At 70.5% G+C, this 24,022-nt stretch carries 20 protein-coding genes and 1 tRNA gene; 9 read left to right on the top strand and 12 right to left on the bottom strand.

Annotated elements, in window-relative coordinates:
• Positions 1 to 243 precede the first annotated feature (243 nt).
• Complete coding sequence (locus tag OHS59_RS28205) at positions 244 to 666, top strand: hypothetical protein (RefSeq protein WP_443061654.1); 423 nt, start codon at positions 244 to 246, stop codon at positions 664 to 666.
• A gap of 170 nt (positions 667 to 836) precedes the next feature.
• A complete protein-coding gene (locus tag OHS59_RS28210; RefSeq protein WP_328496153.1) occupies positions 837 to 1,697 on the top strand; it encodes a spermidine synthase in 861 nt (286 codons plus the stop codon).
• A 149-nt stretch (positions 1,698 to 1,846) separates the two neighbouring features.
• On the opposite strand, the gene OHS59_RS28215 is transcribed toward OHS59_RS28210, so the two are convergent.
• On the bottom strand, positions 1,847 to 2,392 hold the full coding sequence (locus tag OHS59_RS28215; protein ID WP_328496154.1) for a hypothetical protein: 546 nt from the start codon (positions 2,390 to 2,392) through the stop codon (positions 1,847 to 1,849).
• Between the two features lie 110 nt (positions 2,393 to 2,502).
• Between OHS59_RS28215 and OHS59_RS28220 the strand changes: the two genes are divergently transcribed.
• From OHS59_RS28220 to OHS59_RS28230, 3 genes are all read left to right on the top strand, one after another.
• Positions 2,503 to 3,234 (top strand): response regulator transcription factor, encoded by a 732-nt coding sequence (locus tag OHS59_RS28220; RefSeq protein WP_328496155.1) that lies wholly within the window; start codon positions 2,503 to 2,505, stop codon positions 3,232 to 3,234.
• Complete coding sequence (locus tag OHS59_RS28225) at positions 3,231 to 4,691, top strand: sensor histidine kinase (RefSeq protein WP_328496156.1); 1,461 nt, start codon at positions 3,231 to 3,233, stop codon at positions 4,689 to 4,691. The genes OHS59_RS28220 and OHS59_RS28225 overlap by 4 nt, the downstream gene beginning before the upstream one ends.
• 148 nt (positions 4,692 to 4,839) lie before the next feature.
• Positions 4,840 to 6,309 carry a glycoside hydrolase family 18 protein gene (locus tag OHS59_RS28230; RefSeq protein WP_328496157.1) on the top strand — a complete coding sequence of 490 codons (1,470 nt, stop codon included), beginning with the start codon at positions 4,840 to 4,842 and terminating at the stop codon, positions 6,307 to 6,309.
• A 201-nt stretch (positions 6,310 to 6,510) separates the two neighbouring features.
• Here OHS59_RS28230 and OHS59_RS28235 read toward each other — a convergent pair whose 3' ends face one another.
• From OHS59_RS28235 to OHS59_RS28250, 4 genes are all read right to left on the bottom strand, one after another.
• Positions 6,511 to 7,941, bottom strand: a complete 1,431-nt coding sequence (locus OHS59_RS28235; protein ID WP_328496158.1) for a GH1 family beta-glucosidase — start codon at positions 7,939 to 7,941, stop codon at positions 6,511 to 6,513.
• 165 nt (positions 7,942 to 8,106) lie between these two features.
• On the bottom strand, positions 8,107 to 9,024 hold the full coding sequence (locus OHS59_RS28240) for a carbohydrate ABC transporter permease (RefSeq protein WP_443061513.1): 918 nt from the start codon (positions 9,022 to 9,024) through the stop codon (positions 8,107 to 8,109).
• Positions 9,021 to 10,049, bottom strand: coding sequence for a carbohydrate ABC transporter permease (locus OHS59_RS28245; protein WP_328496159.1), 1,029 nt, complete (start codon positions 10,047 to 10,049; stop codon positions 9,021 to 9,023). Before OHS59_RS28245 ends, OHS59_RS28240 begins: the two co-directional genes overlap by 4 nt.
• On the bottom strand, positions 10,046 to 11,368 hold the full coding sequence (locus OHS59_RS28250; RefSeq protein ID WP_328496160.1) for an ABC transporter substrate-binding protein: 1,323 nt from the start codon (positions 11,366 to 11,368) through the stop codon (positions 10,046 to 10,048). The genes OHS59_RS28245 and OHS59_RS28250 overlap by 4 nt, the downstream gene beginning before the upstream one ends.
• Positions 11,369 to 11,792: 424 nt before the next feature.
• Between OHS59_RS28250 and OHS59_RS28255 the strand changes: the two genes are divergently transcribed.
• Entirely contained in the window at positions 11,793 to 12,848 is a 1,056-nt protein-coding gene (locus OHS59_RS28255; protein WP_328496161.1) for a LacI family DNA-binding transcriptional regulator, read from the top strand.
• Between the two features lie 97 nt (positions 12,849 to 12,945).
• Here the strand turns inward: OHS59_RS28255 and OHS59_RS28260 are convergent.
• The 4 genes from OHS59_RS28260 to OHS59_RS28275 all read right to left on the bottom strand — a co-directional run bounded on the left by OHS59_RS28260 (position 12,946) and on the right by OHS59_RS28275 (position 15,862).
• A tRNA-His gene (locus OHS59_RS28260) sits at positions 12,946 to 13,018 on the bottom strand.
• A gap of 107 nt (positions 13,019 to 13,125) precedes the next feature.
• A complete protein-coding gene (gene orn, locus OHS59_RS28265; protein WP_328496162.1) occupies positions 13,126 to 13,728 on the bottom strand; it encodes an oligoribonuclease in 603 nt (200 codons plus the stop codon).
• A 179-nt stretch (positions 13,729 to 13,907) separates the two neighbouring features.
• Entirely contained in the window at positions 13,908 to 15,140 is a 1,233-nt protein-coding gene (locus tag OHS59_RS28270; protein ID WP_328496163.1) for a helix-turn-helix domain-containing protein, read from the bottom strand.
• A gap of 377 nt (positions 15,141 to 15,517) precedes the next feature.
• Complete coding sequence (locus OHS59_RS28275) at positions 15,518 to 15,862, bottom strand: hypothetical protein (RefSeq protein ID WP_328496164.1); 345 nt, start codon at positions 15,860 to 15,862, stop codon at positions 15,518 to 15,520.
• Positions 15,863 to 16,414: 552 nt separating this feature from the next.
• On the opposite strand from OHS59_RS28275, the gene OHS59_RS28280 reads away from it, so the two are divergent.
• Entirely contained in the window at positions 16,415 to 16,939 is a 525-nt protein-coding gene (locus tag OHS59_RS28280; RefSeq protein ID WP_269247318.1) for a universal stress protein, read from the top strand.
• Positions 16,940 to 17,304: 365 nt separating this feature from the next.
• Here the strand turns inward: OHS59_RS28280 and glmS are convergent, their stop codons facing one another.
• Together glmS and OHS59_RS28290 are read right to left on the bottom strand one after the other, a co-directional pair.
• The gene (gene glmS / locus OHS59_RS28285; RefSeq protein ID WP_328496165.1) at positions 17,305 to 19,122 is read right to left on the bottom strand and encodes a glutamine--fructose-6-phosphate transaminase (isomerizing); all 1,818 of its coding nucleotides are present in this window, start codon (positions 19,120 to 19,122) and stop codon (positions 17,305 to 17,307) included.
• Positions 19,123 to 19,134: 12 nt separating this feature from the next.
• Entirely contained in the window at positions 19,135 to 19,392 is a 258-nt protein-coding gene (locus OHS59_RS28290) for a hypothetical protein (RefSeq protein ID WP_189775796.1), read from the bottom strand.
• Positions 19,393 to 19,555: 163 nt separating this feature from the next.
• On the opposite strand from OHS59_RS28290, the gene OHS59_RS28295 reads away from it, so the two are divergent.
• Positions 19,556 to 21,139 (top strand): purple acid phosphatase family protein, encoded by a 1,584-nt coding sequence (locus OHS59_RS28295; protein WP_328499398.1) that lies wholly within the window; start codon positions 19,556 to 19,558, stop codon positions 21,137 to 21,139.
• Between the two features lie 271 nt (positions 21,140 to 21,410).
• On the opposite strand, the gene OHS59_RS28300 is transcribed toward OHS59_RS28295, so the two are convergent.
• Positions 21,411 to 22,277 (bottom strand): DUF4429 domain-containing protein, encoded by an 867-nt coding sequence (locus OHS59_RS28300; RefSeq protein WP_328496166.1) that lies wholly within the window; start codon positions 22,275 to 22,277, stop codon positions 21,411 to 21,413.
• Positions 22,278 to 22,339: 62 nt separating this feature from the next.
• Here OHS59_RS28300 and OHS59_RS28305 point away from each other — a divergent pair, with 62 nt between their 5' ends.
• Positions 22,340 to 23,947 carry a beta-N-acetylhexosaminidase gene (locus OHS59_RS28305; RefSeq protein ID WP_328496167.1) on the top strand — a complete coding sequence of 536 codons (1,608 nt, stop codon included), beginning with the start codon at positions 22,340 to 22,342 and terminating at the stop codon, positions 23,945 to 23,947.
• Positions 23,948 to 24,022 lie beyond the last annotated feature (75 nt).

Consider the following 24,022-nt stretch of genomic DNA (forward strand, 5'->3'; position numbering starts at 1 on the left):
GGCGAGTTGATCATGTGGTTGATCGATCCGCACCTGTGTTCCGGCGGGCACGAACGTACCCGCTGTGACGAGCCCACCACGCGGGGTTTGGCTACAAAACGGATATCTCATCCCTGATCCGCCATGAACTGCCATCCTTTGCGGCCGAGTTTCGCCGTAGCCGTTGACGAGGTACAGCGTTGAACCATGTGGTGTGCTCGATCGAGGAGGGGTTCCGTGGTGGAGGCCAGGATGGAAGCCAGGATGGAGATCAGGCAGAGCATCGATTCCTGTTCACCGCCGATGCTGTCCGGTGGTGAGCGGGGTGAGGGCCCCGAGGACCCGTGCGATCTCGTCACGGTGCCGGCCCGGCAGGGGCTGGAGGCCGTCGACATCCTGCGCCGGGGCGCCGCGGCCGAGGCGGTCGGGCCCGTTCTGCACGACGACAACTGCGACACCCTCGGGTTCCTGGTGCCGCCCGGCACGGCTTCCGCCTGGGACGTCCCGGGCAGTACGTGCACCGCGACCGACGGGCGGGGGGTGCGGTTGGCGCCCGAGCCGCCTGTCGAGGGGTCGGACTGGCTGCTGCCGCCGGGGGAGGCGGACCTCGCGACGGATCCTGCGGTGCTGCGGGCGGCGTTGGGGGAGGCGGCTCGGCTGATCGAGGCCGCGGACAACTGCCGTTGAGGTGGGCGGGGGGTGCGCTTGGGCTTGGTGTCGTGATGTCGGCTGCGGGTTCGCTGTGGCTGGTCGCGCCGTTCCCCGCGCCCCTAAAGGCAAAAGATTGCGCCGTTCCCCGCGCCCCTGGGGTGGGCTGGTGCTGAGGCGGTCTTCTCCGTGCGGCCGATAATGGGGGGATGGGTAAGGGTAAGAACCGGCGTGTGGCGAGTGAAGCCGTTGTCGAGAGCGTTGATGGTGGGCTCGCCGAGCTGCTGCCCGACCGGGAGCGCGCGCGGGCGTGGACCCTGCTCATCGACGGGGCCCCGCAGTCCCACGTCGACCTCGACGATCCGGCGTATCTGAGCTTCGAGTACCAGCGCCGCCTCGGACACGTCATCGACCTGGTCGCCCCGCCCGGCAAGCCCGTGCACGCCGTGCACCTCGGCGGCGGCGCCCTCACCCTCGCCCGCTACGTGGCCGCGACCCGCCCCCGCTCCACCCAGCAGGTCGTCGAACGGGACGCGGCGCTCGTCCAACTGGTCCGGCGCGAGCTGCCGTTGGACCCGAACGCCCGGATCAGGGTGCGCTCCGTCGACGCGCGCGAGGGGCTCGCCAAGGTGCCGGACGGCTGGGCGGACCTGGTCATCGCGGACGTGTTCAGCGGGGCGCGCACGCCCGCGCATCTGACGTCCGGCGAATTCCTCACCGACGTACGCAGGGTCGTCAAGGCCGGTGGACTGTACGCCGCCAACCTCGCCGACGGCCCGCCCCTGGCGCACCTGCGCGCCCAGATCGCCACCGCGGCCGGTGTCTTCCCCGAACTCGCCCTCGTCGCCGACCCGACGGTCCTGCGCGGCAAACGCTTCGGCAACGCCGTCCTGGTGGCCTCCGACCAGCCACTCCCCGTACCGGAACTGACCCGCCGAGCGGCCTCCGACGCCCACCCGGCCAGAGTCGAACACGGCAAGGCGCTGAGGGACTTCACCGGCGGAGCGACCCCGGTGACGGACGAGTCGGCGGTGGCGTCCCCGGCACCCCCACCCTCCGTTTTCCGGTAGGGGATACCGCGTGGCCCATATCGGCCCGGGCGACAGCAGGCCCGCTGCTTCTAGGGGCGCGGGGCCTCGACATTGCGCGGCTCCGCCGCGTGGACGCGACAAGCCCCCACCGGCCCGTGAAGAACAGCGACCCACCCCTCCCGGGGCGCTCAGTAGTCGTTGACTTCGACCCGCGGCGCGGAGTCGTGCCACGTACAGAACACCGAAACCCGATCGGCCCCGGACGAGAACTCCACCCGGATCCACGTCTCCGTCTTCCACACCTGCATCGACCACCCCGACGCGGGCGTGGCGGACACCAGCGACGCGGACGTCTTCCCGAGGTCGAAGACGGCCCGCCCTCCGTCGGTGTCGTAACTCTTCACCTCGCCGGAGGCCCCCGCGTCGGGAGCCGGACTCACCGGCTTGGAGCGCGACGGCGACGGCGACGGCGAGGGCACGGCCGAAGGCGAATGGCTCGCCTCCGGCGACCTGCTCTTCGACGGCGAGGCCGTCGGTCCCGCCGGGGACTCCGGCCGGCTCGTCGAGGACGACAGCGGCTTCGCCCCCTGCGCGGCGTCCGCCGCGATCGGCAGGGCCCGCGGCGGATCGTAGGCCGTCCCGGTCATGACGGTGTGCACACCCCACCACGACAGCGTGACCGCCGCGCCCGTGGCGAGCGACCAAGCCAGTACGTGTACGAGTCCTCTGCGCATCGCGGGCCATCCTGCCCCACGAGCCCCGTGTGTGTCCCGTGTGCCCGTCGTCCTGGCAGTTGTCCACAGGTCCCGGACCCGGTCCCGCGTATTGGCGTACGGTGCGGGCCATGGCAAGTGTGCTCGTGGTCGAGGACGACCAGTTCGTACGCTCCGCCCTCATCCGGCATCTGACCGAGGCCGCGCACACGGTGCGCAGTGTCGGTACGGCCCTTGAGGCGTTGCGCGAGGTCGCCCATTTCCGTTTCGACGTCGTGATCCTGGATCTCGGCCTGCCCGACCTGGACGGGTCGGAGGCGCTGAAGATGCTGCGCGGCATCACCGACGTGCCCGTGATCGTGGCGACCGCGCGGGACGACGAGACGGAGATCGTCCGGCTGCTGAATGACGGCGCGGACGACTACCTGACCAAGCCGTTCTCGGTCGAGCACCTGTCGGCGAGGATGGCGGCGGTCCTGCGCCGCGCCCGCTCCTCGGCCGGCGAGCCGCCGCCCTCGCCGCAGCTGCGGGTCGGCGGCCTCACCATCGACCCGCTGCGCCGCCAGGCCGAACTGGACGGCGTACGACTCGATCTGACCCGGCGCGAGTTCGACCTGCTGGCCTTCCTCGCCGGGCGGCCGGGTGTCGTCGTGGCGCGCAAGGAACTGCTGGCCGAGGTGTGGCAGCAGTCCTACGGGGACGACCAGACGATCGACGTCCATCTGTCCTGGCTGCGGCGGAAGCTGGGCGAGACGGCGGCCCGGCCGCGCTATCTGCACACCCTGCGCGGGGTCGGCGTGAAGCTGGAGCCCCCGGGGCAGGGCGGGTTGCGTGGGCCCTCGGGCACGGAGCCGGCGCGATGAGGTGGGCGCTGGTCAAGGTCTGTGTGGCCGTCACCACGATGGTCGTGGTGGCCTTCGCGGTCCCGCTCGGCCTGGTGATCAGGGAGATGGCCAGGGACCGGGCGTTCTCGAACGCCGAGCGGGAGGCGGCGGCCATCGCCCCCGCGCTCTCGATCACCACCGACCGGGACGAGTTGGAGAAGGTCGTCGCCTCGGCGGCCTCGGACTCGGGAATGGCGGTGCACATACCCGCGAGCGGCGGCGCTGACGACGACAGCGGTGGCAGCGGTAAAGCCGGTGGCAGCGGCGCCGGTGCGGAGCAGCAGGCGGTCGACATCGGCAGACAGCGGGCCGCCGGCAAGGACATCGCCACGACCCGGAAGCTGGGCCGGGCCTCCACCACCGAAGTGCCGGGCGGCTCCACGCTGTTGCAGCCGGTCGCGCTCAGCTCGGGCGAGATCGCGGTCGTCGAGGTGTACGTCCCCGAGGCGGAGGTCACCAACGGGTTGGGCACGGCCTGGGCCGTCCTCGCCGGGGTCGGTGTCGCGCTCATCGTCGGCTCGGTCGCGGTGGCCGACCGGCTCGGCGTGCGGATGGTGCAGCCCGCGCAGCGACTGGTGGAGAGCGCGCACGAGCTGGGGGAGGGGAAGCTGGGCGCCCGGGTGCCCGAGGAGGGGCCGACCGAGCTGCGGCTCGCGGCGGTCGCCTTCAATTCCATGGCCGACCAGGTCGTCCAACTCCTGGCGAACGAGCGGGAGCTGGCAGCCGACCTCTCGCACCGGCTGCGTACGCCGCTCACCGTGCTGCGGCTGAACGCGGCCTCGCTCGGCGACGGGCCGGCCGCCGAGCAGACCAGGGCAGCGGTCGCCCAGCTGGAGCGCGAGGTCGACACGATCATCCGCACGGCCCGGGACGCCAAGCCGCAGACCGCGGCGGCCGGTGTGGGCGTCGGATGCGACGCGGCCGAGGTCGTCCGGGAGCGCATGGACTTCTGGTCGGCGCTCGCGGAGGACGAGGGACGCAAGGTGCGGGTGGCCGGGGTCGACCGGCCCGTACGGATACCCGTGGCCCGCGCCGACCTGGTCGCGGCGCTCGACGCGCTGCTGGGGAACGTGTTCCGGCACACGGCCGAGGGCACGGCGTTCGCGGTCGACGTGCACAACGGCGAGGACGCGGTGATCGTCCTCGTCTCGGACGCGGGCCCGGGGATAGCCGACCCGCAGGCGGCGATGGCCCGCGGCCGTGGATCCGGCGCCGACGGCTCGACCGGGCTCGGCCTCGACATCGTCAGCCGGCTCGCGGAGTCGACCGGCGGGGACGTGCGGATCGGCCGTTCCGTGCTGGGCGGCACCGAGGTCAGGATCTGGATCCAGCTGGACGGACGGGAGCCGGAGCGGCGAGGTCACCGGGGCTCGGTGCGACGGCGCAGACCCGCCAAATTGGTCTCGACCTTTAACCGTCCCCGATCCCTTCCTTAAGCGCACCCTAAGAACCGCAGGTCCCGTCCGGATCAGGCGTTTTGCCTGGTTCCGGCTCGCTAGCGTGCTGCCGCACCCCACCCTCGGTCCCGTCCACGGGAATCCGCAGCAGACCGAGGCCCCCGTGAACAGCGAAGGCAGGCACGCGATGAGCACGCACCGGCGCATGGCCAGTGGCAGGAACAAGGCGATAGGCGGCGTGGTCGCGGCGGCCGTGGTCGGCGGCGGGGCCCTCGTGTTCTCCGGTACGGCACAGGCGGCGGGCGTCGGCGCCGCGTACACCCGGACCAGCGACTGGTCGACGGGCTACACCGCCCAGTACGCCGTGACGAACGACAGCGCCGGTACGAAGAAGGACTGGACGCTGGAGTTCGACCTGCCGTCCGGCGCGAAGCTCAGCTCGCTGTGGAACGCCGAGTCGAAGGTCAGCGGCCGGCACGTCACCGTGAAGCCCCCGTCCTGGGACCAGGACGGGCTCGGCAAGGGCGAGACGGTGACCGTCGGCTTCGTGGTCGGGGGCTCCGGCGACCCGACCGGCTGTCTCGTCGACGGCACCAAGTGCTCGGTGGACGACGGCGCGACCCCGGAACCCACGGGCCGTCCGACGCAGACCTCGTCCCCTTCACCGGAGCCGACGAAGGCCACCGAGACCCCGAAGGCCACTCCGACCGCCACCGCCACCAAGACCCCGACCCCCTCCGGGACCACCGGCAGCGGTACGGCCGCGGGCGCCGGCTTCGCCCCCTACGTCGACACCTCCCTCTACCCCGCCTTCGACCTGCTCGCCCACTCCGCGGCCACCGGGGTGAAGGACTACAACCTGGCCTTCGTCACGGACGGCGGCGGCTGCACCCCCAAGTGGGGCGGTGTGACGGACCTCGGCAGCGACGCGGTCGCCGCGCAGATCGGCAAGCTGCGTGCCGGGGGAGGGGACGTGCGGGTCTCCTTCGGCGGCGCCTCCGGCTCCGAACTGGCGCTGAACTGCTCGTCGGCGGACACCCTCGCGGCGGCGTACGGCAAGGCCGTGGACGCGTACAAGCTGACGAAGGTCGACTTCGACGTGGAGGGCGGGGCGCTCCCGGACACGGCGGCGAACACCCGCAGGGCGAAGGCGATAGCGAAACTCCAGAGCGAACACCCCGGCCTGGACGTCTCGTTCACCCTCCCCGTGATGCCCGAGGGCCTCACCCAGGACGGTGTGAGCCTGCTCGCCGACGCCAAGTCGAACGGCGTCGCCATCAACACGGTCAACATCATGGCGATGGACTACGGACCGGCGTACAGCGGTGACATGGGCACCTACGCCGAGCAGGCCGCCACCGCGACCCAGGCGCAGATCAAGGCAGTCCTCGGGCTCTCCGACCCGGCCGCCTGGAAGGCGGTCGCCGTCACCCCGATGATCGGCGTCAACGACGTGGTGACGGAGATCTTCAAGGTCGAGGACGCCACCCAGCTCGTGGCCTTCGCCAAGTCGAAGGGGCTCGGCTGGCTCTCCCTGTGGTCCGCCACCCGCGACAAGCAGTGCCCCGGCGGCACCAAGCCCACCGCCGACGCGACCTGCAGCTCGGTCCTCCAGGACGCGGGCGCCTTCTCGAAGGCCTTCGCCGCCTACAAGTAGCCCCGGTCGGGCCGCCCACGGGCAGCCCCTGACCGGCAGCCCCGAACGCCCCCGCAGGAGGTCATGCCCGCGCGGGGGTCGCGCGCCCCGGCCGGCCTTCCCCCCCACCCGGCCGGGGCGCGCGCACGCGTACGCGGGGCGCGGCACTCCCCTCGCCATGTGCCGCGCCCCGCCCCCGCCCGCTTCCCCCAGGAGGGGCGTCTACTCGATCGGGTTCACCGGCGGCAGCTCGCCGGTGCGGGCCGCCTCGCGGTACCAGAGGGCGCTCGACTTCGGTGTGCGGGCCTGCGTCGCGTAGTCCACGTACACCGCGCCGAAGCGCTTGCCGTAGCCGTACGCCCACTCGAAGTTGTCCATCAGGGACCAGAGGTAGTAGCCGCGCACGTCCGCGCCGTCGGCGATCGCACGGCGGACCGCGCGCAGGTGTCCGTGCAGGTAGGCGATGCGCTCCGGGTCGTGGACGCGGCCGTCCGGGTCCGGCTTGTCGTCGTACGCGGCGCCGTTCTCCGTGATGTACAGCGGCAGGCCCGGCACCTCGCGGGTGTAGCGCATGATCAGGTCCTGCAGGCCCGACGGGTCGATCGTCCAGCCCATCTCGGTGCGCTCACCGGGGGTCTGGTGGAAGGCCACGTCGTCCGCGCCCGGCCAGGGGGAGAACTCACTCGCGCCGTGGCCGTCCGAGCGGGGGCCCGCCGCGTCCGCCGGGGCGGCCGACACCAGCGTCGGCGTGTAGTAGTTCAGGCCGAGCGCGTCCAACGGCTGCTTGATCAGGGCGAGATCGCCGTCCTGCACGTACGACCAGTCCGTCACCGAGGCCGTCGCCGCGAGGAGGGTCTCCGGGTACGCGCCGTGCAGCATCGGGCCGTGGAAGATCCCGTTGGCGAGGTCGTCGATGCGCTGGACCGCCGCCAGGTCGGCGGGGTCCTGGGTCAGCGGCCTGACCACCGAGGAGTTGAGGCTCACCGCGATGCTGTTACGGGCGGGCATCACGGCGCGCAGGGCCTTGGTGCCGAGACCGTGCGCCAGGTTGAGGTGGTGCGCCGCCCGCAGGGACGCCTCGTGGTCGGTGCGGCCCGGGGCGTGCACACCGGACGCGTAACCGAGGAACGCGCTGCACCAGGGCTCGTTGAGCGTGATCCACTGCTCGACGCGGTCCCCGAGTGCCTCGCCGACGATCTGCGCGTACTCGGCGAAGCGCAGTGCCGTGTCGCGCTCCGGCCAGCCGCCCGCGTCCTCCAGCTCCTGGGGGAGGTCCCAGTGGTAGAGGGTGACCGCGGGCTTGATGCCGTGGGAGAGCAGCTCGTCGACCAGCCGGCGGTAGAAGTCGAGCCCGCGCTGGACGGCGGGGCCGCGGCCCGTCGGCTGCACCCGGGACCAGGACACCGAGAAGCGGTACGCGGTCAGCCCCAGGTCCGCCATCATCGCCACGTCGTCGCGGTACCGGTGGTAGTGGTCGTTGGCGACGTCGCCGTTCTCACCCCCGGCCGTCTTGCCGGGCGTATGGCTGAAGGTGTCCCAGATCGAGGGCGTACGGCCGTCCTCCCGCACCGCCCCCTCGATCTGGTACGCGGAGGTCGCGGAGCCCCAGAGGAATGCGGGCGGGAAGGTCACGGGCGTTTCGGGCTCGGGCATGGAAGCGCTCCCATGGGAGGAAGGTCGTATGGGACCAGGGATATGGGGTCGGAGGAGGGAGGGGTCGAGGCGCCGGCGGCTCGACCCCCGTCGGCAGGGCACGGCGGCTCGGCCCCGTCCGGTCGGGCACGGCGGGGCCGGGTCCGGCGGGCAGGAGCGCGGGGCTCAGCCCTTGATCGCGCCCTGCATGATCCCGCCCACGATCTGCTTGCCGAACAGCAGGAAGGCGATGAGCAGCGGCAGGGTGCCGAGGAGCGCACCCGCCATGATCACCGACTGGTCGGGGATGTAGCCCGTGCCGAGCGAGTTGAGGGCGACCTGCACGGTGGGGTTCTGCTGGTTGAGCGCGATGATCGGCCACAGGAAGTCGTTCCAGGCCATCACGAAGGTCAGCAGTCCGAGCACGGCCATCGCCGGCCGCGCCGCCGGGAAGACGACGTGCCACACGACGCGCAGACTGCTCGCGCCGTCGACCCGCGCTGCCTCGATCAGCTCGCTGGGCAGCGCCTGCACCAGGTACTGCCGCATGAAGAACGTGCCGAAGGCGCTGACCACGGTCGGCAGAATGACCGTCTGCAGCTGGTTGGACCAGCCCAGCTCGCTCATCCACAGGTACAGCGGGACGATCGCCAGCTGCGGCGGGATCATCATCGTGCCGATGGTCAGCAGCAGCAGGACGTTGGAGAACTTGAAGCGCAGTTTGGCGAAGGCGAACCCGGCGAGCGTGGAGAACAGGACCGTGCCGACGGTGATGGTCCCGGCGACGATCACGCTGTTGAGCATCGCGGTGCCGAGACTGACCTCGGTCCACGCGGTCTCAAGGTTCTTGAACAGGTTCCCGCCGACCCACAGGGGCGGTGGCGTCTCGGCGAGCCGCTGGTTGGTGCGCGAGGCCGCGACCACCGTCCACAGCAGTGGCGCCACCGAGATGAAGGCGAGGACGGACAGGACGACATAGGTGAGCGGCCCCGCGTGCAGCTGCTTGCCCGCGCCCATCAGCCGGCGGCGCCCGGAACCGGTCCGGCCGACCTTCTCCGCCGCGCTCGCCTGTGCCTGAGGAGGCGTCAGTTCACGTGTGGTCATTGGGACTTCCTCAGCCGTCGGGTGATCAGCAGGTTGATCGCGGCGACGATCAGCAGGATCAGGAACATCGTCCAGGCGATCGCGGACGCCTTGCCGAGGTTGCCGATGATCCAGCCCTGGTCGTACATGTACAGGCCGAGCGTCTGGTAATCGTGCCCGGAGCCGCCCTTGGAGCCGCTGACCCCGCCGAACAGCAGCGGTTCGCCGAACAGCTGCGTCGCGCCGATCGTGGAGACGACCACCGTGAACAGGATCGTCGGCCGCAGCATCGGGATCGTCACATGGCGGAACTGCTGCCAGCGGCCCGCGCCGTCCAGGGACGCCGACTCGTACAGGTCGGCGGGGATCGCCTGCATCGCCGCGAGGTAGATCAGGGCGTTGTAGCCGGTCCACCGCCAGATCACGATCGAGGAGACGGCGAACTGCGAACCCCAGGTCGACTCACGCCAGTTGATCGGGTCCACCCCGACGAAGTGCAGCAGCCAGTTGATCATGCCGCCGTCCCACGAGTACAGCAGGACGAACACCAGGGTCGCGGCCGCCACCGAGGTGGCGTACGGGGTGAGCATCACGACGCGCCATATGGTCGAGCCGCGCAGTTTGTAGTTGAGCAGGTGCGCGATTCCGATCGCCATCATCAGCTGCGGCACGGTCGAGATCAGACCGATGGTGAAGGTGTTCTGCAGCGCGTTCCAGAAGAAGTCCGAGGACAGCAGGTTCTGGTAGTTGTCCAGGCCCACCCAGGTCTGCTGGTCCAGGTTGTTCAGCTGCACGTTGTGCAGGGAGTACCAGGCCGTGTAGAGCAGCGGGACGAGCCCGAAGGCACCGAAGAAGATGAAGAAGGGGGCGATGAACGCGTACGGCGACGCCTTCATGTCCCAGCGGTACAGCCGGCTGCGCCAGGAACCGGGGCCCGGCGGCGGTGTACCGCGACCATGAGCACGGCGCGCCGCGCCCGGCTGGGAGCCGGGCGCGGCGTCGGCGCTCGGCGCGGATCGCGCGAGAGCCTGCTTGGAGCTGGTCACTGGCCGAGCACGTCCTTGATCTCCGAGGTGGCCGCGTCCCAGCCCTGGTCCGGGGTCTTGCCCTTCTGCTCGACCTGCAGGATGCCGATGTCCGAGATGGCGGTGTTGATCGGCTGGTCCTTGATGCCGAAGATCTGCGTCGGGATGGTCTTCGCCGAGTCGGAGAAGATCTGCGTGATCGGTGCGCCCGAGAAGAACGCCGTGGTGGCGGCCTGAGGCTTCAGGCTCGCGTACGCCGACGGGGCCGACGGGAAGCTCGCCTGCTTGGCGAAGACCTTCGCCTGCTGCTCGGGTGCGGTCAGCCACTTCGCCAGCTTGACGGCCTCCTTCTGGTGCTTGCCCGCCGTGGGCACACCGATGAACGAGCCGCCCCAGTTGGCCGCGGTGGGCGCCGCCGCCACGTCCCAGTTGCCCTTGCCGGAGTCACCGGACTTCTCCTGGATGTAGCCCAGCATCCACGCGGGGCAGGCCACCGTGGCGAATCCGCCGTTGGCGAAGGCCTGGTCCCACGGCTTGTCGAACTGCTTCAGCTTCGCCGACATGTTGCTGGTCGCCACCTCCATCGAGGTGTCCCAGGCCTTCTCGACTCCGGAGGACTTGTCCCAGATGACGTTGCCGTCCTTGTCGTAGTACCGCTCGCTCTCGCCGCCGAGAGCCGCGTTGTAGACCGACGAGGCGGAGTCCACGAACTTGGTGCCCTTGGGCGCCTTCTTCATGTAGTCCTTGCCGACGTCCACGTACTTCGACCAGTCGCCCTTCCACTGCTCGGCGAGCTTGACGCGGTCCGTCTCGAGGCCCGCCTTCTTGAAGAGGTCCTTGCGGTAGCAGACCGCCATCGGACCGACGTCCGTGCCGAGTCCGATGGTCTTGCCGTCCTTGGTGGTGGCCTGTGCGGTCTTCCAGTCCAGCCACTGGGACTTGTCGACGTCCTTGCCGAGGTCGACGAACTTGTCGCCCTGCGTCTGTACGGCCTCGGCGACGTTGCCGACCTCGATCGCCTGGATGTCGTCGGTACCGGCACCGGCCTGCAGACGGGTGAGCGTCTTCGGCCAGTACACGTCCGTACGAGTGGTGACGTTCTCCTTGATCGTGATGTCCGGGTTCTGCTTCATGTACTCGTCGTAGAGGCCGGCCTGCTTGTAGCCGAAGACCCCGAAAGTGCCGATGGTCAGCGTGGTCTTGCCACCGCCGCTGCCACCGTCCGAGTCCGACGACCCGTCGTCCGAGTCCTCGGCGCAGCCGGCGAGCAGCCCCGTCGTCAGCGCGGCTACGGCCGCGAGGGCCATCAGCCTGCGGGACCCGCGGGTACTCGTGCGCATTGCGTCCTCCTGTTGCCTGACGTGCCGACCCCCCGGCCAACTGCGTTGTTGGGCCCGTTAGTTCATGCTGCGGCTCGGGCGGGGAACGTGCGGGATGTGTATGTGTCAGGTACTGTGGGAGCGCTCCCACAGGTGATGTGTTGAAGGTTCGTCGCTCGGCGCGGGGGTGTCAAGGGAGAGGACGCAGAGACATGTCTTCAGTTATCGGCCTGTTAGCTAACTCGGTCGGAGACCGGGAGAGTAGTTCTTGGACGATTGCAGGACGGCTTCGGGAAGGCTCCGGATCGGCCTCGGAGTGACCCCCCGGACGCCGGCAGGGGACGGCCGGTAAGTGGAGGCACTCTCTCCGCGAGCCCGGCCCCGATCACGGCTGTTAGATTCCAGGCCAAACGCGGTGGTGACCGCGTCGGACGGGAGGCGGACCATGGCAGTCCACGGAGCGAGGAGCCGGAGCGGCGGGAGGCCGACCCTCGAAGAGGTCGCCGCGCGCGCCGGTGTGGGCCGCGGCACGGTTTCCCGCGTGATCAACGGCTCGCCACGGGTCAGCGACGCCACCCGGGCGGCCGTGGAGGCGGCCGTCGCGGAACTGGGGTACGTGCCGAACACGGCGGCCCGGGCCCTCGCGGCCAACCGCACCGACGCGATCGCCCTGGTCGTCCCCGAGCCCGAGACCCGCTTCTTCGCGGAGCCGTACTTCTCCGACATGCTGCGGGGCGTGGGCGCGGCGCTCTCCGACACCGAGATGCAGCTGCTGCTGATCTTCGCGGGCAGTGACCGGGAGCGGGCCCGGCTGGCCCAGTACCTGGCGGCGCACCGGGTGGACGGGGTCCTGCTGGTCTCGGTCCACGCGGACGACCCGCTGCCCGATCTGCTGGCCCAGCTGGAGATCCCGGCGGTGATCAGCGGTCGCAGGTCGGCGGACGAGACGCTGCCGTCCGTGGACTCGGACAACTTCGGCGGCGGCCGGTTCGCCGTCGAGCACCTCATCGCCCAGGGCCGGCGCACCATAGCCCACCTGGCCGGACGCCTCGACGTGTTCGGCGCCCAGCGCCGCGTGGACGGCTACCGCGCCGCACTGCGTGACGCGGGCCACGAGGTCGACGAACGCCTCATCGTGCCGGGGGACTTCACCGAGGAGGGCGGCCGTCGCGCGATGACGGAACTGCTCGCCGTCTGCCCGACCCTGGACGCGGTCTTCGCCGGGTCGGACGTGATGGCGGCCGGCGCCCGGCAGGTCCTGCGCGAGGTGGGCCGCCGCATACCCGAGGACGTGGCCCTCGTCGGCTACGACGACTCGGCGATCGCCCGCCACATGGACCCGCCCCTGACGAGCGTGCGCCAGCCGATCGAGGACATGGGCCGCGCGATGCTCGGCCTGCTGATGGACGAGATCGCGGACCGCCGCCCCGCGGTCTCCCGGGGCCTGGAGCGACGGCAGCTGGTCCTTCCCACGGAGCTGGTGGCGCGGCGCTCGTCGTAGACGCGGGCGCGGGGGTGACGGCCGTCGTCCCTGGCGAGCGTCCGGAAAGCGTCAGAGGCCCGAACCGCTTTCGCGGTTCGGGCCTCTGATCATTCAGGGTGAGTGACGGGACTTGAACCCGCGGCATCCTGGACCACAACCAGGTGCTCTACCAGCTGAGCTACACCCACCATGACCGGCGATTCTGCGTGTGGTTCACCAAAAGTGGTTCACCGACCGGCCGAGAAAAAGTGTACAGGGTCCGAAGGGGTGCTCGCTCCCGCCTTTACGGCGGGGACTACCGCGCAGGCAGGACGTGCTTCGAGGCGATGGAGCGGGCCGTGTCCGAGTCGGGTCCGGGCTGCGGGACGAAGATCGCCTCGCGGTAGTAGCGGAGCTCGGCGATCGACTCGCGGATGTCGGCCAGCGCGCGGTGGTTGCCGTTCTTGTCGGGACTGTTGAAGTACGCCCGGGGGTACCAGCGGCGGGCCAGCTCCTTGACGGAGGAGACGTCCACGATGCGGTAGTGGAGGTAGCTCTCCAGGGTCGGCATGTCCCGGAGGATGAAGCCCCGGTCCGTGCCCACCGAGTTCCCGCACAGCGGGGCCTTGCCCGGTTCCTTGACGTGCTCACGGATATAGGAGAGGACCTCCTCCTCGGCGGCGGCCAGGGTCGTGCCCGCGGCCAGCTCGTCGAGGAGACCGGAGGACGTGTGCATGGTGCGCACCACCTCCGGCATCGTCTCCAGCGCGGCGTCCGGCGGACGGATCACGATGTCCACCCCCTCGCCCAGCACGTTGAGCTCCGAGTCCGTCACCAGCGCGGCCACCTCGATGAGCGCGTCGTCCGACAGCGAGAGACCGGTCATCTCGCAGTCGATCCACACCATGCGATCGTTCATGGGCTCACCCTACGGCCCGCTCACCCGCCCGGGCAGGCCCGGGACCTCGGCAGTCGCGACCGGCGGTGCCTCGGAGCCGCGACCCGCGAGGCGCGGCCCCGCGAAACCAGGGTCCGGGAACGGCGCCGGCCCCGGACCGCAGCGGGTCCGGGGCCGGCGCGCAACGCCACTGCACGGTGCTACGGCGCGCTCCGCTGGCCAGGCAGGCTGTGCCGCCCGGCCACGTACAGCTCCGCGCCCGGCCGTCCCGCGTCCGTGGAGAGGGACGACGTCGCCGGGCCGACCGCGTGGGCGGCCGCCGTACGACGGGTCTGGAACGGTACGGGCGGCTCGTGCTGGGGCACCGGCGGCGGTGGTGGCGGCGAGCCGTCCGGGTCGGTCTGCTTCTCACCCTGCGGGCGGCGCGCCCGGTACGCGGCACGGTACGCCGCGGGGGAGGAGCCGAGCTGGCGGCGGAAGTGCCCGCGCAGCGCCACCGGCGAACGGAACCCGCAGCGGCCCGCGACCTCGTCCACCGAGTAGTCGGACGTCTCCAGGAGCCGCTGCGCCTGGAGCACCCGCTGCGTGATCAGCCACTGCAGGGGAGCGCTCCCGGTGAGCGAGCGGAACCGGCGGTCGAACGTACGCCTGCTCATGTACGCGCGTGCCGCCAGCGTCTCCACGTCGAACTGCTCGTGGAGGTGCTCCAGTGCCCAGGCGACGACCTCCGCGAGCGGGTCGGCGCCGATCTCCTCCGGTAAAGACCGATCGAGATAGCGCTCCTGGCCGCCACTGCGCCGGGGTGGCACCACCAGACGGCGGGCCAGCGCTCCGGCCGCCTCGTTCCCGTGGTCCGTCCGCACTATGTGCAGACAGAGGTCGATCCCGGCCGCGGTGCCCGCCGACGTCAGCACGTCGCCGTCGTCCACGAACAGCTCACGGGGATCGACGTGCACCGACGGATAGCGCTTGGCCAGCGTCGGTGCGTACATCCAGTGTGTCGTCGCGGGACGGCCGTCCAGCAGTCCCGCCGCGGCGAGCACGAAGGCGCCGGTGCACAGCCCGACTATGCGGGCGCCCTCCTCATGTGCCCGACGCAGTGCGTCGAGTGCCTCCTCCGGTGGCGGTGAGGTGATCGACCGCCAGGCGGGCACGACAACGGTGCCTGCCCGGGAGATCGCCTCCAGCCCGTTGGGCGCGGTGAGTTCGAGGCCTCCTGTGGTCCGCAGTGGGCCTTCCTCACCGGCGCACACCAGTAGTCGATACCGCGGCACGCCGGCGTCCTGGCGGTCGATACCGAACACCGACAGCGGTATGGAACTCTCGAAGATGGGGCCGCCGCTGAACAGCAGCACCGCGACGATCTCCTTGCGGCGTCGCCCGGAAAGTTTCCGGGCCGCGGCTTCCGGCGCGGCAGTGGAGTCGTGGCTCATCCTGCTAAGCCCCCCTCGGTGGTCGCGGCTCCTCGGTTGTGTCGCTCCTGCACGTTTCCCCTCGGTCCTGCACGAGTCCCCCGCCGTAAGACGTCAAGATCGAATCTACTGTGTCGTGTGGTGCCGAGGTGGCCAGTTCAGCACTCGGCAGATTGTCGACATGGCAACTTGGCGTGAAGCATTCGATCACGAAGCGTTGCACTCGTGGGCCGCACAGGGAAGTGCGCCTCGTCCCCGTGGCCGGTCCCAGTAGGGTGCGGGCACCCTACTGGACCCTTTCGGTGCAGGTCGAACGGGGGTTGGGGGCCTGTTCGGCCAAGGGATGCGCAGGGCATAGAAGTTGGCTGAAAAGCAGCGGGCGCGTGCGCACAAACCGGTCAGTCAACCGGCGTATTTCCACCGGCGTGACGGCCTCCGCGACGGTCAACGGCACCGGCCCCGTCGTGCTGCACGTGCAGCACATGATGCGGTGTCGGCTCCGCGGTGCGCAGGGGCGCCGCGCCGCGCTCGGACCGGCGCAGCAGCACCCGGCAGGCGCCCGTCACCGCGGCGAGGCCCAGGGCCGTGCCGGCCGCGCCCGCCAAGGAGGCCCCGTACCCCACGAGGATCACCGGAACCAGGACACAGCTGAAGGCCGCCCAGCGGACCAGGTCGGTCACCGTGTCCTGCGCGGTGCCCTTGCCGGCGGGAGGGTGGGGTGCGGTCGTGGGGCGTCCGGGCACGGTGGGGCTCCTCCCTGAGCGGTGGCTTACCGGGGTTCAACGCGTGTTCGAGCGGGCGGTCACGGGGGGCGTCCCGGGGGTGTGCCCGGAGCTTTCCGGGCACACCCCCGGGACGCCCCCGGGGGGTGTGTCTCGGGGCGTCCCGGTGGGGGCTGGTCGCGCCGTTCCCCGTGCCCCTTCGGGGGCTGCGCCGCCCAAAGGATTGCGCCGTTCCCCGCGCCCCTTCGGCGGTTGCGCGGCCCAAAGGATTGCGCCGTTCCCCGCGCCCCTTCGGCGGTTGCGCGGCCTGTTGCGTCGTCCCTGTGACCCTTGAGGGCTGTGCCCCCTCGAACGGGGGAGGCTGTGCAAAACGGCTGTACGGGGCAGCAACCATTGCGTTATGGGCGTCCTCTCGGGCATGCTCCGGGGAACCCTCCCGCGTCGAGAGCGGGATCTGGGCAGAGGAGGCGTGCCGCCGTACCCTTGGGGGTATGGGGTTGGGAAGATGATTCCCGGACACAGCTCCGCAGCTCCTGTCGGCCCACCCAAGAGGATCCGAACGCCGAGACACCCATGGCCGGTCACGAATTCGAACCCGCGGACCGCAAGCGCCCCGTCGCCGATCCCACGGCGGCCGAGCCCTTGGCGGCGGAAGAGGCACGCCAGTCCTGCGACCCGGCGTTCAAGCACGGTGTCGTCGTGGGCTTCGACGGCTCGACATCGAGCGAGCGCGCCCTCGCGTACGCGATCGGCATGGCCTGCCGCTCCGGATCGGGCCTGATCATCGTGCACGTCGCGAACCGGCTGCCCACCACGGTGTGGGCCGGCTGCGAGCCCCCGGTCTTCGTCGACGTGCCGGACCACCGCACCGAGGTGCTCGGGCTGGAGCTCGCCTGCGCGGAATACCTGGCCGAGGTCCCCTGGATCCTCGTCGAGCGCGGCGGCGACATCTGCCACGAACTCGAAGAGGTGGGGCGGGAGTACGAGGCCGACGCGATCGTGGTGGGGTCGACCCACGGGATCGTCGGGCGCATCTTCGGCTCGGTCGCGGGGCGGCTGGCCAAGCGGGCGCAGCGGCCTGTGGTCGTCATTCCGTAACCTGGTCCGCGGCTCGGTTCCGTCCCAGGTGGAGTGTGTGCCGGGGCGTGCCCAACTCCCTTTCCCGGCACGGGAAAACTACTCGTGCGTAGATGTGTTCGTGTACTTGTGAAGGGCATATAGGGGGCAGGTTTGCCGTCGCAGGACGGCATGCTGCCGGCCGGAGCGTGACGGTTACCGGTAGTTGGCAGCCGGCCGGGGTTTTGGGCGGCCCCGGTGAATGAACGGACCCCCGCGTGTCTGGTGGCTACACGTGGGGGTCCGTTCTGTTGCGGTGCCTCTGCGGGTGGGTGGGGGCTGGTCGCGCAGTTCCCCGCGCCCCTGGAGGCAAAAGACCGCGCCGTTCCCCGCGGCCCTGATGGGGCCTATTCCACTGTTACCGACTTCGCGAGGTTGCGGGGCTTGTCGATGTCCCTGCCCAGGGCCAAAGCCGTGTGGTAGGCGAGGAGTTGGAGGGGGATGCCCATCAGGATCGGGTCCAGTTCGTCCTCGTTCTTGGGGACGAGGATCGTCTGGTCGGCCTTCTCCTGGTGCTGGTGGGCCACGGCGAGGATCTTGCCGCTGCGGGCCTTGATCTCCTCCAGGGCCGCGCGGTTCTTCTCCAGCAGGTCGTCGTCCGGGACGATCGCGACCGTCGGCAGCGCGGGCTCGATCAGCGCGAGCGGGCCGTGCTTCAGCTCGGAGGCGGGGTAGGCCTCGGCGTGGATGTACGAGACCTCCTTGAGCTTCAGCGAGGCCTCACGGGCCACCGGGTAGCCGCGTACCCGGCCGATGAAGAGCATCGAGCGGGCCTCGGCGTACTGCTCGGCCAGCTTCTTGATCTCGTCCTCCTGGTCGAGGATCTCCGTGATCTGGCCGGGCAGCTTGCGCAGGCCCTCGATGATCCGCTTGCCGTCGGAGACCGACAGGTCGCGGGTGCGGCCCAGGTGCAGGGCGAGCAGCGCGAAGGCGACCGTGGTGTTCGTGAAGCACTTGGTGGAGACCACGCACACCTCGGGCCCGGCGTGCACGTACATGCCGCCGTCGGCCTCGCGGGCGATGGCGGAGCCGACGACGTTCACGATGCCGAGGACCCGGGCGCCCTTGCGCTTCAGCTCCTGCACGGCGGCCAGCACGTCGTACGTCTCACCGGACTGGGACACCGCCACGTACAGCGTGTCGGGGTCGACGACGGCGTTGCGGTAGCGGAACTCCGAGGCGGGCTCGGCGTCCGCGGGGATACGGGCCAGCTCCTCTATCATCTGGGCGCCGATCATGCCCGCGTGGTACGAGGTGCCGCAGCCGAGGATCTTCACGCGGCGGATCTTGCGCGCCTCGCGGGCGTCCAGGTTCAGCCCGCCGAGGTGCACGGTCGAGAACCGGTCGTCGATCCGGCCGCGCAGCACCCGGTCCACGGCCTCGGCCTGCTCGTGGATCTCCTTGTGCATGTACGTGTCGTGGCCGCCCATGTCGTAGGAGGCGGCCTCCCACTCCACGGTGGTCGGCTCGGCCGTCGTACGGGTGCCCTCGGTGGTGTACGTACGGAAGTCGTCGGCCTTCAGCGTCGCCATCTCGCCGTCGTCGAGCGTGACGATCTGACGGGTGTGGGTGACGAGCGCGGCGATGTCCGAGGCGACGAACATCTCCTTCTCGCCGATGCCGAGGACGACCGGGGAGCCGTTGCGCGCGACCACGATGCGGTCCGCGTGGTCGGCGTGCATCACGGCGATGCCGTACGTGCCCTCGATCAGCCGGAGGGTCTCGCGGACCTTGTCCTCCAGCTTCTCGGCCGGGGAGCGGGCGATGAGGTGCGTGAGAACCTCGGTGTCGGTCTCCGAGAGGAACTCGACGCCCTCCGCCTCCAGCTTCTTGCGCAGGTCGGAGGCGTTGTCGATGATGCCGTTGTGGACGACCGCGACCTTGTTGTCGGCCGACATGTGCGGGTGCGCGTTCTCGTCGGAGGGGGCGCCGTGGGTGGCCCAGCGGGTGTGCGCGATGCCCGTGGTGCCGGCGAAGCGCTTGGGGACGCGGGCCTCCAGGTCACGGACGCGGCCCTTGGCCTTGACCATCTTCAGACCGGCCGTCTTCGGCGACGTCACGACGAGACCGGCCGAGTCGTAGCCGCGGTACTCCAGGCGCTGCAGGCCTTCCAGGAGAAGCGGCGCCACGTCGCGCCTGCCGATGTATCCCACGATTCCGCACATACAGAAAAGTTCCTAGCCGTAGACGATGCGGCGTACCTGCCGGAGCGTGAGCTCCGGCGGTGCGACCGCGCGGTATTTGAGATCCGCCGTGATCCGTTCGAAGATCGCCGAGTTGACCAGGCCCTGTGCCTGGAGCTCCCGGTGGCGGCGACGGACGTAGTCCTCCGTCGTCTCGTCGAAGTAGGCGAGCACGTCCTGGATCACCCGCAGCGCCTCGCCCCGGCTGAGCGCCGAGGAACGCGTGAGATGGTCAACAAGGTCGTCGTGCACCCGTTGATCCTGAGGTAAAGCGCGGGCAATCGCAAGAATCCTGCCCGATTTCGGGCAAGGGGCTGTTGAAACTCTTATGGGAGCCTGTTCGGGGCCTGTTCACCCTGCGGCCCGCGGACAGATGGTTGCCGGGAGCACCTTTCAAGCCATGGACATTCCACGTATGGGGATCCCGGAGCAGCTCGCCGAGCGGATGAGCATGGCCGAGCAGCACGAGTATCTGCACTCCAGATTCTCCCGGCGCACGATGATCAGAGGCGGGGCCGTCACGATGGGCGCCGTCGTGGGTGGCGCGTTTCTGCCGGGGGTGAGTGCGCAGGCGGCCGGCCGCAGCGTTGTCACTGCGCCCGCTTCCGCCGCGGAGAGGGTCGACGGGGCGCTGGTCGCACCGTTCGGCCGCCACCTCGCGTACGGGGCCGACGCGCGGACCGAGATGACCGTCTCCTGGCAGGTCCCGGTCGCGGTGCGGAAGCCCTACATCCGGATCGGTGCGCACCCCTGGGACCTGTCGCGGAAGATCGAGGCCGAGGTGCGTACCCTCTTCACCCCGGCCGGGGTGGGGGCGAGCGGCGACCACACGCAGTACTACCTGCACGCCGAGCTGAGCCGGCTGCGGCCCGGGCGCACGTACTACTACGGTGTCGGGCACGAGGGCTTCGACCCGGCGGAGCCGCGGTTCGCGGGCACGATCGGGACCTTCACCACCGCGCCCGACCGCGCCGAGCCGTTCACCTTCACCGCCTTCGGCGACCAGGGCGTCAGCTATCACGGGCTCGCCAACGACAGCCTGATCCTGGCGCAGGGGCCCGCCTTCCACCTGCACGCCGGGGACATCGCGTACGCGGACCCCGTCGGCATGGGGAAGAAGGAGGACACCGGGTTCGACTCGCGTGTCTGGGACCAGTTCCTCGCGCAGACCGAGTCGGTCGCCAAGCAGGTGCCGTGGATGGTGTCGTACGGCAACCACGACATGGAGGCCTGGTACTCGCCGAACGGCTACGGCGGCGAGGAGGCCCGCTGGCGGCTCCCCGGGAACGGGCCCGACAAGAAGAACCTGCCGGGCGTCTACACCTTCGTGCACGGCAACACGGCGGTCATCTCGCTGGACGCCAACGACATCTCCTTCGAGATCCCGGCCAACCTCGGGATCTCCGGCGGCACGCAGAGCAAATGGCTGGAGGCGCAGCTCAAGAAGTACCGGGCCACGAAGGGGATCGACTTCGTCGTCGTCTTCTTCCACCACTGCGCGTACTGCACGTCGACGGCGCACGCGTCCGAGGGCGGGGTGCGGCAGGAGTGGGTGCCGCTGTTCGAGAAGTACACCGTCGATCTGGTGATCAACGGGCACAACCATGTGTACGAGCGGACCGATGTGCTCAAGGGCAACAAGGTCGCCAGGGAGTTGCCGATCGGGGGGACGGCGTATCCCGAGACGGACGGTGTCGTGTACGTGACCGCGGGGGCGGCGGGGCGGAGTCTGTACGCGTTCAGTGCGGACGAGTCGTACGAGGGGCATGAGAAGGAGAACGACTCGGTGTCGTCGTTCGTGTGCCTCGCGGACGGGGGGCGGGAGACGGAAACCGTCGCGTGGTCGCGGGTTCGGTACTTGGACTACTCGTTCCTGAGGGTGGATGTCGTGCCGGCTGCCAGGGGGCGGCTTGCGACGCTCAAGGTCACGGGGATCGCCGAGACCGGGGAGGAAGTGGATCGGTTCACTGTGGCGCGACGGGTTCGCTCCGCGGGGTGAGGCTGATTGTGGGGTGCGGGTGGGTGGGGGCTGGCCGCGCCGTTCCCCGCGCCCCTGGGGGGTGGGGGCCGAGGTGTGATGTCATCCGTACCCCCCGACCCAAGAGCAGGGGCGCAGCCCCGCTTTCGAGGGGCGCGGGGAACGGCGCAGTCTTTTGTCTTTGGGGGCGCGGGGAACGGCGCGGCCCGCCCTCACCGGCCCGCACCCAGCTGGTCTTCAGGGGCGCGGGGAACTGCGCAGGCAGCCCCCGCCGGGCCGCGCCCCGCCCCGCCTACATGCCCCGTAGGATCGCCTGCTTGGCGAGGGTGAACTCCTCGTCCGTCAGGACGCCCGCGCTGCGTAGGTCGCCCAGTTCGCGGAGGCGGCGGAGCAGGGCGTCGTGGTCCGGCGAAGGGGGCGCCGCGAGTCGGGGCGTCTCCGCCGGAGTCGCGGGCGGGGACGACGGGTGGGGAAGGCGGGCCTGGACCGCCGCCGCGACGAGCGCCATCAGCGGGTCCTTCTTGAAGCCCCACAGCTCAATGGCGTTCGGGTCGTACTTCGGCGGGGCTTTCGTCGGTGCGCCCCGGACGGCGAAGCGCAGATGCCCGTTCTCCAGGCCCACCGCCGGCTGCCACTCCACCGACTGGATGTCGGCCAGCGCGAGCGTGCGGGCGCCCGCCGCCGACTTCGCCTCCTCCGTCTTCCAGTTCCACTCCAGCCGCACATGCTCCCCGTCGAAGCTCGCGGTGCCGTCACCGGCGGAGACCGACAGGGGCACGGCCGGCCCCGGCAGCAGATAGCGGTCGACCGCGGTGGCCGGTACCTCGTCCAGGAGCAGCGCGTTGCGGATCTCGTCCACGAAGTACTCGGCGACGCCGTACCGGTCCGAGTCGACGGTCAGCTGGTAGGGATCGGAGGAGTCCGTGAGCCGCCCGCCGGTCGCGTGCAGCAGCGGGTCGGCGCCGTCCCGCAGCCGCATCCTGAGCCGGCCCGACTTCTTGCCCTGCTCGAACGAGATGCCCGCCAACGCCCCCAGCGGCACCGCCAGTTCACCCAGGGACTTGCGCAGTACGCCCACGTTCTTGTCGCGGCCCGGCACCAGCCGCAGGGCGTCGCCGTCGAAGGTCCACGTGCCGTCCCGTTGGATGATTTCCGCCATGAGGGGGATTGTTTCACCGCCTCTGCGGGAGAGTGGTCTATACCCATTCGAAGGGAGCGCATGTGAGACAGCACAGAACGCCCCGTCTGCTCGGTACGCTGCTGCTCGTGGCAGCCGCCGGCATCTCCGCGGTCGGCGCGGCACCGTCCGCGCCCGACCGACCCGACCGAACAGTCACTCCGCTGAACCAGGTCGTACCGGCCCCCGCCTCGGTCGACCCGGGCGGCGCCCCGTACCGGATCACGAGCGGTACGCGTATCCGCGTGGACCGGTCGAAGGGGGTCCATGACGTCGGCTCGTATCTCGCCGACGTGCTGCGGCCGTCGACCGGTTACCGGCTCCCCGTCACCGGCGACCCGGGCGGCGACGGCATCCGGCTCCGGATCAGCGACAAGGGCACCGGCAGCCTCGGCGCCGAGGGCTACCGGCTGACCAGCGGCAAGGGTGCTGTCACCATCACCGCCCGCGCGCCCGCCGGGCTCTTCCACGGCGTGCAGACCCTGCGCCAGCTGCTGCCCGCCGCCGTCGAGAAGGACTCGAAGCAGCCGGGCCCCTGGGCGGTCGCCGGGGGCACCATCACGGACACCCCCCGCTACGGCTACCGCGGCGCGATGCTGGACGTCTCCCGGCACTTCTTCACCGTGGACAAGGTGAAGCGCTACATCGACCAGCTGGCGCTCTACAAGATCAACACCCTGCACCTGCACCTCAGCGACGACCAGGGCTGGCGCATCGCCATCGACTCCTGGCCGCGCCTCGCCACGTACGGCGGCTCCACGCAGGTCGGCGGCGGGAGCGGGGGCCATTACACGAAGGCCCAGTACAAGGACCTCGTCCGGTACGCCGCCTCGCGTCATCTGGAGGTCGTGCCCGAGATCGACATGCCCGGGCACACCAACGCGGCGCTCGCCTCGTACGCGGAGCTGAACTGCGACGGTGTCGCCCCGCCGCTCTACACCGGCACCGAGGTCGGCTTCAGTTCGCTGTGCGTCGACAAGCCGGTGACGTACGACTTCGTGGACGACGTGATCCGGGAACTGGCCGCGCTCACACCGGGCAGGTACCTCCACATCGGCGGCGACGAGGCGCACTCGACGAGCCATGAGGACTACGTGGCCTTCATGGAGAAGGTCCAGCCGATCGTCGCCGAGTACGGGAAGAGCGTGATGGGCTGGCACCAGCTGACCGGGGCGACTCCGGCGAAGGGCGCGCTGGCCCAGTACTGGGGCCTGGACGGCACGAGTGCCGCCGAGAAGGAGCAGGTCGCGGCGGCGGCCCGGAACGGCACCGGGATCGTCCTCTCACCGGCCGACCGGGTGTACCTCGACATGAAGTACACCGCCGACACGCCCCTCGGCCAGGCCTGGGCAGGGCTGGTCGAGGTGAAGCGGTCGTACGACTGGGATCCGGGCAACTACCTTCCCGGTACGCCGAGTTCGGCCGTGCGGGGGGTCGAGGCGCCGCTGTGGACGGAGACCCTGTCGACCTCGCGGCACATCGAGTACATGGCGTTCCCGCGGCTGCCGGGCGTGGCCGAGCTGGGCTGGTCGCCGGCCTCGACGCACGACTGGGACACCTACAAGGTGCGGCTCGCGGCGCAGGCAGCCCGGTGGGACGCGCTGGGCATCGACTACTACCGGTCGCCGCAAGTGCCTTGGCCCGCGCGGTAGTCACTGATCACGGCTGAGTACGACGGCGGGCGCCCCCTGGGACCGTACATAGGGGACGCCCGCCTGCTGGTGGGG

Source organism: Streptomyces sp. NBC_00414 (assembly GCF_036038375.1).
Taxonomy (GTDB): Bacteria; Actinomycetota; Actinomycetes; order Streptomycetales; family Streptomycetaceae; genus Streptomyces.

What these genes read in the sequence shown, in the direction of transcription:
- OHS59_RS28235 (WP_328496158.1), bottom strand. Translation starts at nt 7,941, where the DNA reads ATGCCCGAGCCCGAAACGCCCGTGACCTTCCCGCCCGCATTCCTCTGG.
- OHS59_RS28255 (WP_328496161.1), top strand. Translation starts at nt 11,793, where the DNA reads ATGGCAGTCCACGGAGCGAGGAGCCGGAGCGGCGGGAGGCCGACCCTC.
- OHS59_RS28270 (WP_328496163.1), bottom strand. Translation starts at nt 15,140, where the DNA reads ATGAGCCACGACTCCACTGCCGCGCCGGAAGCCGCGGCCCGGAAACTT.
- OHS59_RS28300 (WP_328496166.1), bottom strand. Translation starts at nt 22,277, where the DNA reads ATGGCGGAAATCATCCAACGGGACGGCACGTGGACCTTCGACGGCGAC.
- orn (WP_328496162.1), bottom strand. Translation starts at nt 13,728, where the DNA reads ATGAACGATCGCATGGTGTGGATCGACTGCGAGATGACCGGTCTCTCG.
- OHS59_RS28280 (WP_269247318.1), top strand. Translation starts at nt 16,415, where the DNA reads ATGGCCGGTCACGAATTCGAACCCGCGGACCGCAAGCGCCCCGTCGCC.
- OHS59_RS28295 (WP_328499398.1), top strand. Translation starts at nt 19,556, where the DNA reads ATGGGGATCCCGGAGCAGCTCGCCGAGCGGATGAGCATGGCCGAGCAG.
- OHS59_RS28240 (WP_443061513.1), bottom strand. Translation starts at nt 9,024, where the DNA reads ATGACCACACGTGAACTGACGCCTCCTCAGGCACAGGCGAGCGCGGCG.
- OHS59_RS28215 (WP_328496154.1), bottom strand. Translation starts at nt 2,392, where the DNA reads ATGCGCAGAGGACTCGTACACGTACTGGCTTGGTCGCTCGCCACGGGC.
- OHS59_RS28230 (WP_328496157.1), top strand. Translation starts at nt 4,840, where the DNA reads ATGAGCACGCACCGGCGCATGGCCAGTGGCAGGAACAAGGCGATAGGC.
- glmS (WP_328496165.1), bottom strand. Translation starts at nt 19,122, where the DNA reads ATGTGCGGAATCGTGGGATACATCGGCAGGCGCGACGTGGCGCCGCTT.
- OHS59_RS28205 (WP_443061654.1), top strand. Translation starts at nt 244, where the DNA reads ATGGAGATCAGGCAGAGCATCGATTCCTGTTCACCGCCGATGCTGTCC.
- OHS59_RS28250 (WP_328496160.1), bottom strand. Translation starts at nt 11,368, where the DNA reads ATGCGCACGAGTACCCGCGGGTCCCGCAGGCTGATGGCCCTCGCGGCC.
- OHS59_RS28225 (WP_328496156.1), top strand. Translation starts at nt 3,231, where the DNA reads ATGAGGTGGGCGCTGGTCAAGGTCTGTGTGGCCGTCACCACGATGGTC.
- OHS59_RS28210 (WP_328496153.1), top strand. Translation starts at nt 837, where the DNA reads ATGGGTAAGGGTAAGAACCGGCGTGTGGCGAGTGAAGCCGTTGTCGAG.
- OHS59_RS28220 (WP_328496155.1), top strand. Translation starts at nt 2,503, where the DNA reads ATGGCAAGTGTGCTCGTGGTCGAGGACGACCAGTTCGTACGCTCCGCC.